At 54.9% G+C, this 11,737-nt stretch carries 11 protein-coding genes and 4 tRNA genes; all 15 read left to right on the top strand.

All coding sequences use genetic code 11. The features are described from left to right. Window positions 1-76: 76 nt before the first annotated feature. A complete protein-coding gene (birA, locus tag ACM6I5_RS14700; RefSeq protein WP_414884128.1) occupies window positions 77-1,036 on the top strand; it encodes a bifunctional biotin--[acetyl-CoA-carboxylase] ligase/biotin operon repressor BirA in 960 nt (319 codons plus the stop codon). Beyond that, on the top strand, window positions 1,026-1,775 hold the full coding sequence (locus ACM6I5_RS14695; RefSeq protein WP_017341080.1) for a pantothenate kinase: 750 nt from the start codon (window positions 1,026-1,028) through the stop codon (window positions 1,773-1,775). The genes birA and ACM6I5_RS14695 overlap by 11 nt, the downstream gene beginning before the upstream one ends. A gap of 7 nt (window positions 1,776-1,782) precedes the next feature. Further along, on the top strand, window positions 1,783-2,223 hold the full coding sequence (locus ACM6I5_RS14690) for a hypothetical protein (RefSeq protein ID WP_414884127.1): 441 nt from the start codon (window positions 1,783-1,785) through the stop codon (window positions 2,221-2,223). A 142-nt stretch (window positions 2,224-2,365) separates the two neighbouring features. After that, a tRNA-Tyr gene (locus tag ACM6I5_RS14685) sits at window positions 2,366-2,450 on the top strand. 24 nt (window positions 2,451-2,474) lie between these two features. After that, window positions 2,475-2,548: transfer RNA gene (locus ACM6I5_RS14680), tRNA-Gly, on the top strand. A 26-nt stretch (window positions 2,549-2,574) separates the two neighbouring features. After that, window positions 2,575-2,650, top strand: a tRNA-Thr gene (locus ACM6I5_RS14675). A gap of 84 nt (window positions 2,651-2,734) precedes the next feature. Next, a complete protein-coding gene (tuf, locus tag ACM6I5_RS14670) occupies window positions 2,735-3,928 on the top strand; it encodes an elongation factor Tu (protein ID WP_007896619.1) in 1,194 nt (397 codons plus the stop codon). 53 nt (window positions 3,929-3,981) lie between these two features. After that, a tRNA-Trp gene (locus ACM6I5_RS14665) sits at window positions 3,982-4,057 on the top strand. A 45-nt stretch (window positions 4,058-4,102) separates the two neighbouring features. After that, window positions 4,103-4,471 carry a preprotein translocase subunit SecE gene (secE, locus tag ACM6I5_RS14660; protein WP_007896620.1) on the top strand — a complete coding sequence of 123 codons (369 nt, stop codon included), beginning with the start codon at window positions 4,103-4,105 and terminating at the stop codon, window positions 4,469-4,471. Window positions 4,472-4,480: 9 nt separating this feature from the next. After that, on the top strand, window positions 4,481-5,014 hold the full coding sequence (gene nusG / locus ACM6I5_RS14655; RefSeq protein ID WP_007896622.1) for a transcription termination/antitermination protein NusG: 534 nt from the start codon (window positions 4,481-4,483) through the stop codon (window positions 5,012-5,014). A 117-nt stretch (window positions 5,015-5,131) separates the two neighbouring features. Beyond that, window positions 5,132-5,563, top strand: coding sequence for a 50S ribosomal protein L11 (rplK, locus tag ACM6I5_RS14650; RefSeq protein WP_017341076.1), 432 nt, complete (start codon window positions 5,132-5,134; stop codon window positions 5,561-5,563). Next, window positions 5,563-6,258 (top strand): 50S ribosomal protein L1, encoded by a 696-nt coding sequence (rplA, locus tag ACM6I5_RS14645; RefSeq protein WP_003186095.1) that lies wholly within the window; start codon window positions 5,563-5,565, stop codon window positions 6,256-6,258. Before rplK ends, rplA begins: the two co-directional genes overlap by 1 nt. 198 nt (window positions 6,259-6,456) lie before the next feature. Continuing rightward, window positions 6,457-6,957 (top strand): 50S ribosomal protein L10, encoded by a 501-nt coding sequence (gene rplJ / locus ACM6I5_RS14640; protein ID WP_007896629.1) that lies wholly within the window; start codon window positions 6,457-6,459, stop codon window positions 6,955-6,957. A gap of 80 nt (window positions 6,958-7,037) precedes the next feature. Then, complete coding sequence (gene rplL, locus ACM6I5_RS14635) at window positions 7,038-7,403, top strand: 50S ribosomal protein L7/L12 (protein WP_017341075.1); 366 nt, start codon at window positions 7,038-7,040, stop codon at window positions 7,401-7,403. Window positions 7,404-7,623: 220 nt separating this feature from the next. Beyond that, window positions 7,624-11,697, top strand: coding sequence for a DNA-directed RNA polymerase subunit beta (gene rpoB / locus ACM6I5_RS14630; protein ID WP_017341074.1), 4,074 nt, complete (start codon window positions 7,624-7,626; stop codon window positions 11,695-11,697). Window positions 11,698-11,737: the final 40 nt, after the last annotated feature.

Below are 11,737 nucleotides of genomic sequence, written 5' to 3'. Positions count from 1 at the left end.
ATCTGCCTGGTACGGTTTCTATGCAACAACTCAAGGCGTAGCTATCATGCGGGCCTCATTGTGAGGCGGGACTTGCATGCTGACATTGTTAAAGCTTCTGAAGGATGGCCGATTTCATTCAGGTCAGGCCCTGGGCGCCGCTTTGGGTGTCAGTCGTAGCGCTGTATGGAAACAGCTTCAGCTTTTAGAAGCTGAGCTTGGCTTGTCCATCCACAAGGTGCGAGGGCGCGGTTATCAACTGGCTTCGCCGTTGACGCTGCTTGATTCTGTCGCGATTGCAGAGCAAGCCCCTTCTTGTGATTGGCCCATTCTTGTTTTCGACTCAATTGACTCCACTAATGCTGAAGCGTTGCGTGCAATTGATCGTGGCCAGGCAGCGCCATTTCTTGTGCTTGCCGAGCGGCAGACGTCTGGACGTGGGCGCCGTGGGCGTAAGTGGGTGAGTCCTTTCGCGGAAAATGTCTATTACAGTCTGGTGCTGCGTATTGATGGTGGTCTGCGCCAGCTCGAAGGCTTGAGCCTTGTTGTCGGGCTTGCCGTCATGCAAACCTTGAAAGAGCTGGGTGTTTCGGATGCGGGCTTGAAGTGGCCGAACGATGTTCTGGTGGGTCAGAAAAAAATCGCGGGAATATTACTCGAATTGGTCGGGGATCCCGCTGATGTGTGTCACGTGGTGCTGGGTGTTGGAATTAATGTGAATATGCAGATGACCGATGAGGTTGATCAGCAGTGGACGTCCATGCGGCTCGAGTCGGGGCGCGCATTTGATCGTAATCATCTGGTCGCTCGGCTGGGCCAGATGCTCCAGGTGTATTTGGGGCGGCATCAGGTCGACGGATTTCCTGCTATTCAAGCTGAGTGGGAGCAGAATCATCTATGGCAGGGGCGGGCGGTGTCGTTGATCGCTGGCGTTAACCAGATAGATGGCGAAGTGCTGGGTATCGATAGGCAAGGGGCTCTGCGCTTGAAGGTGGGTGGTGTGGAAAAAGTATTTAGCGGTGGTGAGCTCAGCTTGAGGTTGCGTGATGATTCTTGAGCTCGACTGCGGAAACAGTTTCATTAAGTGGCGAGTACTTGGCGCGGATGCCTGTCAGGCGGTCGGTGAAGGAGTCGTCGATTCGAATCTCGCATTGCTGGAGAGTTTGAATGCGCTCAAGGGGCTGGCTCTCAAGTTCTGTCGGCTGGTTAGTGTCAGAACGGCAGAGGAAACCGGTGCGTTGGTTTCTCTGCTGACAGAGACTTTTGGAGTGTCGGTAGCTTGCGCGACGCCCGCTCGCGAAATGTTGGGGGTTCGCAATGGCTATGAAGAGTTCGAGCGCCTGGGGCTAGATCGTTGGTTGGCGATGCTTGGAGGATTCCATTTGGCATCGCGTGCTTGCCTGGTGCTGGATTTCGGTACTGCTGTCACTGCGGATTACGTCGCCGGTGATGGAGAGCATCTCGGAGGATTCATTTGTCCAGGTATGCCGTTGATGCGGAATCAGTTGCGTACCCATACACGTAAAATTCGTTATGGCGATCTCGCTGCAGAGCGCGCTCTGGAAAGTCTCGTTCCTGGGCGGACAACCGTCGAAGCAGTTGAGCGGGGGTGTTTGCTCATGCTCAGGGGGTTTGTTCTGACTCAGTTAGAGCTTGCGCGTAGTTACTGGGGGGCAGATTTTTCTGTATTCCTTACCGGGGGGGATGCGGGGCTGGTTTCCGAGATCGTGCCTGAAGCCAGGGTGGTTCCGGATCTGGTATTTGTAGGTTTGGCTATGGCATGTCCTTTGTCCTGAGGTTCGTATGCGTTGGTTGTTCCTGCTGCTGCTTGTGCTCAACGTCTTCTATTACATCTGGCACCAACAAGAGGCTCCTCTGCGCGCGAAGGATGTCACCCCCTTGAGTTTGTACCGGGGGGCTCAGCAGGATATTCGCTTGTTGAGCGAGGCGGCTGATGCATCCAGGGACAAAGGAAAGGCTGCTCAGGTGGACAATAGCTGTTTGTATTTGGGTGGTTTTGTTCGCCCAGAGGCCCTTCAGGCTGTTGAGCGACGCTTGAATGGCATGGAGATCAAATATCAGCCCCTGCCAAAGGATCTCCCCGAGCTTGCTGGTTACTGGGTGCGTGTGGCCCCAGAAAGTCGGCGATGGCTGGATGATCTGCAGCTGCAAAACCTTTCTAGAGAATTCAATGAGTTAAAACATAAAATAATGCCATGCGAGGGGGTTGCACCCGCTGAATAGTTTGCATAGAATGGCGCCCGCTTCGCAGTGAAGACCTTTAAAGGTCTACGGTGCAAAGCGAGGTCAACGCAGCTAACCTCAGGTTTTTAATGAGAAAATGCTTGACAGAAGGCTGGCATGATATAGAATGCCGGCTCGCTTAGGAGGGGTTCCCGAGCGGCCAAAGGGATCAGACTGTAAATCTGACGTCTACGACTTCGAAGGTTCGAATCCTTCCCCCTCCACCATTTTTAGCGAGAGCTGCAAGCTCCGCGGGTATAGTTTAGTGGTAGAACCTCAGCCTTCCAAGCTGATGATGCGGGTTCGATTCCCGCTACCCGCTCCAAGTTTGCAGGTCCTGCACAGTGTTACGCTCTTGTAGCTCAGTTGGTAGAGCACACCCTTGGTAAGGGTGAGGTCAGCGGTTCAAATCCGCTCAAGAGCTCCATATAACAAGGCAGATATGAAAATATCTGCCTTTGTTTTAATGGCTTGTTTGACCTGCTCAATTCTTCTCCTAGGGGTGATTTTGATGGCTAAGGAAAAGTTCGAACGTAATAAGCCGCACGTCAACGTGGGTACCATTGGTCACGTCGACCACGGTAAAACTACTTTGACTGCAGCCTTGACCCGCGTCTGCTCCGAAGTTTTCGGCTCGGCAAAGGTTGACTTCGACAAGATCGATAGCGCCCCTGAAGAAAAAGCTCGTGGTATCACCATCAACACCGCTCACGTTGAATATGATTCGGCCGTGCGTCACTACGCACACGTTGACTGCCCTGGTCACGCCGACTACGTAAAAAACATGATCACCGGTGCAGCTCAGATGGATGGTGCGATTCTGGTTTGCTCGGCCGCTGATGGTCCGATGCCTCAAACCCGTGAGCACATCCTGTTGTCCCGCCAGGTTGGCGTTCCGTACATCGTTGTCTTCCTGAACAAGGCTGACATGGTTGACGACGCCGAGCTGCTGGAACTGGTTGAGATGGAAGTGCGCGACCTGCTGAGCACCTACGATTTCCCAGGTGATGACACTCCGATCATCATTGGTTCTGCGCTGATGGCGTTGAACGGTCAAGATGACAATGAGATGGGTACCACTGCCGTCAAAAAGTTGGTCGAGACTCTGGATAGCTACATTCCGCAGCCTGAGCGTGCTATCGACAAGCCGTTCCTGATGCCGATCGAGGATGTGTTCTCGATCTCCGGTCGCGGTACTGTTGTGACTGGTCGTGTTGAGCGTGGCATTGTCCGCATTCAGGAAGAAGTTGAGATTGTTGGTCTTCGTGACACTGTCAAAACTACTTGTACTGGTGTTGAGATGTTCCGCAAGCTGCTCGACGAAGGTCGTGCTGGCGAGAACTGCGGCGTTTTGCTGCGTGGTACCAAGCGTGATGATGTTGAGCGTGGCCAGGTTCTGGTCAAGCCGGGCACCGTCAAGCCGCATACCAAGTTCACTGCTGAGGTTTACGTTCTGAGCAAGGAGGAGGGTGGTCGTCATACGCCATTCTTCAAGGGTTATCGTCCGCAGTTCTACTTCCGTACGACTGATGTGACTGGTAACTGCGAGCTGCCAGAAGGTGTTGAGATGGTGATGCCAGGTGATAACGTTCAGATGACCGTTACACTGATCAAAACCATTGCGATGGAAGATGGTCTGCGTTTTGCCATCCGTGAAGGCGGTCGTACCGTCGGCGCTGGTGTTGTGGCCAAAGTCATCGAGTAAGTTGTTGTAATGTCTTTTTCGGGCCGGCATAATGGTCGGCCTGATTTTGTTTTAGGTCAGTAGCTCAATTGGCAGAGCGACGGTCTCCAAAACCGTAGGTTGGGGGTTCGATTCCCTCCTGACCTGCCAGATTCACTTGGTGTGTCTGGCTTTCTTTTCACAGGATCTTCATAGATGACTCCTAAAGCTGAAGCTCAAGGCTCTCGCTTCGATCTGCTCAAGTGGCTAGTAGTAGTCGCTTTGGTGGTTGTTGGCGTTGTTGGCAATCAGTATTACTCTGCTTCGCCGATCCTGTACCGCGTACTTGCATTACTTGTCATCGCCGCTGTAGCTGCCTTTGTAGGCCTGCAGACGGTCAAGGGCAAGTCTTTCTTCGTACTGGTTAAGGAAGCTCGCACCGAGATTCGTAAAGTCGTATGGCCAACTCGCCAAGAAACCACGCAGACCACGTTGATTGTTGTGGCTGTTGTTCTGGTTATGGCGTTGCTGTTGTGGGGGCTTGATTCCCTGCTCGGCTGGCTTGTTTCCTTGATTGTCGGCTAAGGGTGTCCCGTGGCTAAGCGTTGGTACGTTGTGCATGCTTACTCCGGTTACGAGAAGCATGTCATGCGCTCGTTAGTAGAGCGCGTAAAGCTGGCTGGCATGGAAGATGGCTTTGGCGAAATTCTGGTTCCCACTGAAGAAGTGGTTGAAATGCGTAATGGCCAGAAGCGCAAAAGCGAGCGCAAGTTCTTCCCAGGTTATGTGCTGGTTCAGATGGACATGAACGAGGGTACTTGGCACTTGGTCAAGGATACTCCTCGGGTGATGGGTTTCATCGGCGGTACTGCTGATAAGCCTGCACCGATCACAGATAAAGAGGCAGAAGCGATTCTGCGTCGTGTTGCTGATGGTAGTGACAAGCCGAAGCCGAAGACGTTGTTCGAGCCGGGCGAGTCGGTACGTGTCAATGACGGGCCGTTTGCCGATTTTACCGGCACGGTTGAAGAAGTTAACTACGAGAAGAGCCGGATCCAAGTGGCAGTGCTCATTTTCGGTCGCTCTACTCCGGTAGAGCTCGAGTTCAGCCAGGTCGAAAAGGTCTAGCTGGGCAAGCATCCCAACCCCGCAGCCCTAGGCTGTGGGGTTTTGTCGTCACTGGGATAAACGCGCAAGTAACCGGGGAGCCTTTCGAGGCGTTCGAACCCGTAATTGGAGTGCCTCATGGCCAAGAAGATTACCGCTTACATCAAGCTGCAAGTGAAGGCCGCTCAGGCTAACCCAAGCCCACCTGTTGGTCCTGCTCTGGGTCAGCACGGCGTGAACATCATGGAATTCTGCAAGGCCTTCAACGCCCGTACTCAGGGTATTGAGCCAGGTCTGCCGACTCCAGTGATCATCACTGTCTACAGCGACCGTAGCTTCACTTTCGAAACCAAATCCACCCCTGCTTCGGTTCTGCTGAAGAAGGCGGCCGGTCTGACTAGCGGTTCCGCTCGTCCGAACACCGTTAAGGTTGGCACCGTAACTCGTGCTCAGCTGGAAGATATCGCGAAAGTTAAAAACGCGGATCTGACTGCAGCTGATATGGAAGCAGCCGTGCGCACCATCGCCGGTTCTGCTCGTAGCATGGGCCTTAACGTGGAGGGTGTGTAATGGCTAAGTTGACCAAGCGTCAAAAGGCTATCGCCGGCAAAATCGAAGCAGGCAAGGCCTACAACTTTGTAGACGCTGCTGCCCTGCTGGCTGAGCTGTCGACTGTCAAGTTCAGCGAGTCGTTCGACGTTGCTGTGAACCTGGGTGTTGACCCGCGTAAATCCGACCAGGTCGTTCGTAGCGCTACTGTGCTGCCACACGGCACTGGCAAGACTGTTCGCGTTGCTGTGTTCACCCAAGGTCCAGCTGCTGAGGCCGCTCTGGCTGCCGGCGCTGACCGTGTAGGCATGGACGACCTGGCTGCCGAAATGAAAGGCGGCGACCTGAACTATGACGTAGTTATCGCATCCCCGGATGCAATGCGCGTTGTAGGTCAGTTGGGTCAGATCCTCGGTCCACGTGGCCTGATGCCTAACCCTAAAGTCGGCACCGTAACCCCAGACGTAGCTACCGCGGTTAAGAACGCCAAGGCTGGTCAGGTTCGTTATCGCACCGACAAAAACGGCATCATCCACACTTCCGTTGGCAAGATCGGCTTCGACGCCGTCAAGCTGAAGGAAAACGTTGAGGCCCTGATCGCTGATCTGAAGCGTATCAAGCCAGCTTCCTCGAAAGGCATTTACGTCAAGCGCGTTACCCTGAGCACCACTATGGGCCCAGGTCTGGTCATCGACCAAAGCTCGCTCGACGCGTAAGACACAGGTTGGCGCAAGCGATTGCGCCAATTGAAAGATTGGGGTCCCTGCCTGGCGGGGGCTATCCAAGACCGTAGGCGACGCAAGTCTTAAACCTCAAGCCTACGCAGATGGTGCTCCCGGTTCCTTACCGAATCAGACACCAAAACGACATCCGGCTTCGGTTGGATGAAACGGTAACAAGCAGGAGTTAAACCCGTGGCAATTAAACTCGAAGACAAGAAGGCCATCGTCGCTGAAGTCAACGAGGCTGCCAATGTTGCCCTGTCTGCTGTTGTGGCTGATGCCCGCGGTGTGACAGTAGGCGCTATGACCGGACTCCGTAAAGAGGCTCGTGAAGCTGGCGTTTACGTACGTGTTGTACGTAACACCCTGCTCAAGCGCGCCGTTGCCGGCACTCAATATGACGTGCTCAACGACGTGTTCACTGGCCCGACCTTGATTGCATTCTCTAAAGAACATCCGGGCGCTGCTGCTCGTATCTTCAAAGAATTCGCAAAAGGTCAGGATAAGTTCGAGATCAAGGCAGCTGCGTTCGAGGGCAAGTTCCTCGCAGCTAATCAGATCGACGTACTGGCAAGTCTGCCGACCCGTGACGAAGCAATTTCTCAGCTGATGAGCGTGATTCAAGGCGCAACCAGCAAATTGGCTCGTACTCTGGCGGCCCTTCGCGACCAGAAAGAAGCTGCCGCAGCCTAAGGCTGAGCGACTCCTTTCAGCGTTTATTGTTTATTTCGATGGCCGCGTAGGCTGTCACCCCAATACAGGAATTTATAGTCATGTCTCTGACTAACGACCAAATCATCGAAGCAATCGGCGAAAAATCCGTTCTGGAAATCGTTGAGCTGATCAAGGCCATGGAAGAGAAGTTCGGCGTTTCCGCTGCCGCTGCTTCCGCTGGTCCAGCCGCTGTTGCTGCCGTTGTTGAAGAACAAACTGAATTCAACGTCATGCTGACCGAAGCTGGCGAGAAGAAAGTTAACGTGATCAAGGCAGTACGTGAACTGACCGGTCTGGGCCTGAAAGAAGCCAAGGCTGTAGTTGACGGCGCTCCTGCCATGGTTCTGGAAGCTGTTGCCAAAGACGCAGCTGACAAAGCCAAAGCTACTCTGGAAGAAGCAGGCGCTAAAGTCGAGCTGAAGTAAGCATCGACTTTGCTCCTCCAGCCCGAGCGTTAAGCGAAAGGCTGATGGCTGGTGGCTCTTGCCACCGGCCTTTTTCCGTTATTGGCAACCGACTGGGTCGGTGCTGGTAACGAGCTGTAACCACCCGATGCGGTGGCGCAAACCATGGGGTTTGCACGATTTTCTGGCTGCTCCCGTCGGGAGGGGCCAAACAAGCAGGTGACCAAGCTGGGGAACGCTGATGGCTTACTCATATACTGAGAAAAAACGTATCCGCAAGGACTTTAGCAAGTTGCCGGACGTCATGGATGTGCCGTATCTCCTGGCAATCCAGCTGGATTCGTATCGTGAATTCTTGCAGGCGGGAGCGACTAAAGATCAGTTCCGCGACGTGGGCCTGCATGCGGCCTTCAAATCCGTTTTCCCGATCATCAGCTACTCCGGCAATGCTGCGCTGGAGTACGTCGGTTATCGCCTGGGCGAACCGGCATTTGATGTCAAAGAATGCGTATTGCGCGGTGTAACTTACGCCGTACCTTTGCGGGTAAAAGTGCGCCTGATCATTTTCGACAAAGAATCGTCGAACAAAGCGATCAAGGACATCAAAGAGCAAGAAGTCTACATGGGTGAAATCCCCCTGATGACTGAGAACGGTACCTTCGTAATCAACGGTACCGAGCGTGTAATCGTTTCCCAGCTGCACCGTTCCCCGGGCGTGTTCTTCGACCACGACCGTGGCAAGACGCACAGCTCCGGCAAACTGCTGTACTCCGCGCGCATCATTCCTTACCGCGGTTCGTGGCTGGACTTCGAGTTCGACCCGAAAGACTGCGTGTTCGTGCGTATCGACCGTCGTCGCAAGCTGCCTGCATCGGTACTGCTGCGCGCGCTCGGCTATACCACTGAAGAAGTGCTCGACGCGTTCTACACCACCAACGTTTTCCACCTGAGCGGCGAAACCCTCAGTCTGGAACTGATTGCTTCGCGTCTGCGTGGTGAAATCGCTGTTCTTGATATTCAGGACGAGAAGGGCAAGGTCATCGTTGAGGCTGGTCGCCGTATTACTGCGCGCCACATCAACCAGATCGAAAAAGCCGGTCTCAAGACCCTTGACGTGCCTCTGGAGTACGTTCTGGGTCGCACTACCGCCAAGGCCATCGTGCATCCGGCAACCGGCGAAATCCTGGCAGAGTGCAACACCGAGCTGAACACCGAGATCCTGGCAAAAATCGCCAAGGCCCAGGTTGTTCGCATCGAGACTCTGTACACCAACGATATCGACTGCGGTCCGTTCGTCTCCGACACCCTGAAGATCGACTCCACCAGCAACCAATTGGAAGCGCTGGTCGAGATCTATCGCATGATGCGTCCAGGCGAGCCGCCAACCAAAGACGCTGCCGAGACCCTGTTCAACAACCTGTTCTTCAGCCCTGAGCGCTATGACCTGTCTGCGGTCGGCCGGATGAAGTTCAACCGTCGTATCGGTCGTACCGAGATCGAAGGTTCGGGCGTGTTGTGCAAAGAAGACATCGTCGCGGTACTGAAGACTCTGGTCGACATCCGTAACGGTAAAGGCATCGTCGATGACATCGACCACCTGGGTAACCGTCGTGTTCGCTGCGTAGGCGAAATGGCCGAGAACCAGTTCCGCGTTGGCCTGGTACGTGTTGAGCGTGCGGTCAAAGAGCGTCTGTCGATGGCTGAAAGCGAAGGCCTGATGCCGCAAGACCTGATCAACGCCAAGCCAGTGGCTGCGGCGGTGAAAGAGTTCTTCGGTTCCAGCCAGCTTTCCCAGTTCATGGACCAGAACAACCCGCTGTCCGAGATCACCCACAAGCGTCGTGTGTCTGCACTCGGCCCTGGCGGTTTGACCCGTGAGCGTGCTGGCTTTGAAGTGCGTGACGTACACCCGACTCACTACGGTCGTGTATGCCCGATTGAAACGCCGGAAGGTCCGAACATCGGTCTGATCAACTCCCTGGCCGCTTATGCGCGCACCAACCAGTACGGCTTCCTCGAGAGCCCGTACCGCGTGGTGAAAGACGCTCTGGTCACCGACGAGATCGTGTTCCTGTCTGCCATCGAAGAAGCTGATCACGTGATCGCTCAGGCTTCGGCCACGATGAACGACAAGAAAGTCCTGATCGACGAGCTGGTAGCTGTTCGTCACTTGAACGAGTTCACCGTCAAGGCGCCGGAAGACGTCACCTTGATGGACGTATCGCCGAAGCAGGTAGTTTCGGTTGCAGCGTCGCTGATCCCGTTCCTCGAGCACGACGACGCCAACCGTGCGTTGATGGGTTCGAACATGCAGCGTCAAGCTGTACCAACCCTGCGCGCTGACAAGCCGCTGGTAGGTACTGGCATGGAGCGTAACGTAGCTCGTGACTCCGGCGTTTGCGTCGTGGCTCGTCGTGGCGGCGTTATCGATTCCGTCGATGCCAGCCGTATCGTGGTTCGTGTTGCTGATGACGAAGTTGAAACCGGCGAAGCTGGTGTCGACATCTACAACCTGACCAAGTACACCCGCTCCAACCAGAACACCTGCATCAACCAGCGTCCGCTGGTGCGTAAAGGTGATCGGGTTCAGCGCAGCGACATCATGGCTGACGGTCCGTCCACCGATATGGGTGAGCTGGCTCTGGGTCAGAACATGCGTATCGCGTTCATGGCATGGAACGGCTTCAACTTCGAAGACTCCATCTGCCTGTCCGAGCGTGTGGTTCAGGAAGATCGCTTCACCACGATCCACATTCAGGAACTGACCTGTGTGGCACGTGACACCAAGCTTGGGCCAGAGGAAATCACTGCAGACATCCCGAACGTGGGTGAAGCTGCACTGAACAAGCTGGACGAAGCCGGTATCGTTTACGTAGGTGCTGAAGTTGGCGCAGGCGACATCCTGGTTGGTAAGGTCACTCCGAAAGGCGAGACCCAACTGACTCCGGAAGAAAAACTGCTGCGTGCCATCTTCGGTGAAAAAGCCAGCGACGTTAAAGACACCTCCCTGCGCGTGCCTACCGGCACCAAGGGCACTGTCATCGACGTACAGGTCTTCACCCGCGACGGCGTTGAGCGTGATGCTCGTGCACTGTCGATCGAGAAGACTCAACTCGACGAGATCCGCAAGGATCTGAACGAAGAGTTCCGTATCGTTGAAGGCGCCACTTTCGAACGTCTGCGTTCCGCTCTGGTCGGCCACAAAGCCGAAGGCGGCGCCGGTCTGAAGAAAGGTCAGGACATCACCGACGAAGTTCTCGACGGTCTTGAGCATGGTCAGTGGTTCAAACTGCGCATGGCTGAAGATGCTCTGAACGAGCAGCTCGAGAAGGCTCAGGCCTATATCGTTGATCGCCGCCGTCTGCTGGACGACAAGTTCGAAGACAAGAAGCGCAAACTGCAGCAGGGCGATGACCTGGCTCCAGGCGTGCTGAAAATCGTCAAGGTTTACCTGGCAATCCGTCGTCGCATCCAGCCGGGCGACAAGATGGCCGGTCGTCACGGTAACAAAGGTGTGGTCTCCGTGATCATGCCGGTTGAAGACATGCCGCACGATGCCAATGGCACCCCGGTCGACGTCGTCCTCAACCCGTTGGGCGTACCTTCGCGTATGAACGTTGGTCAGATCCTTGAAACCCACCTCGGCCTCGCGGCCAAAGGTCTGGGCGAGAAGATCAACCGGATGATCGAAGAGCAGCGCAAAGTCGCCGAGCTTCGTAAATTCCTCGACGAGATCTACAACCAGATCGGCGGCCGTAACGAAGATCTGGATAGCTTCTCCGACCAGGAAATCCTGGATCTGGCGAAGAACCTGCGTGGCGGCGTTCCAATGGCCACTCCAGTGTTCGACGGTGCCAAGGAAAGCGAAATCAAGGCCATGCTGAAACTGGCAGACCTGCCAGAAAGCGGCCAGATGCAGCTGACCGACGGCCGTACCGGCAACAAGTTCGAGCGCCCGGTTACTGTTGGCTATATGTACATGCTGAAGCTGAACCACTTGGTAGACGACAAGATGCACGCTCGTTCTACCGGTTCGTACAGCCTGGTTACCCAGCAGCCGCTGGGTGGTAAGGCGCAGTTCGGTGGTCAGCGTTTCGGGGAGATGGAGGTCTGGGCACTGGAAGCATACGGTGCTGCTTACACTCTGCAAGAAATGCTCACAGTGAAGTCGGACGATGTGAACGGCCGTACCAAGATGTACAAAAACATCGTGGATGGCGATCACCGTATGGAGCCGGGCATGCCCGAGTCCTTCAACGTGTTGATCAAGGAAATTCGTTCCCTCGGCATCGATATCGATCTGGAAACCGAATAACACGTGACGCGAATCGAGAGCGGGGCAGGATTGCCCGCTC

The sequence above is a fragment of the Pseudomonas sp. IT-P171 genome, from assembly GCF_949767765.1.
Taxonomy (GTDB): Bacteria; Pseudomonadota; Gammaproteobacteria; order Pseudomonadales; family Pseudomonadaceae; genus Aquipseudomonas; species Aquipseudomonas fluorescens_B.
Note: the sequence above shows the minus strand (reverse complement) of the source record. Positions and strands in the feature narration are given on the sequence as shown.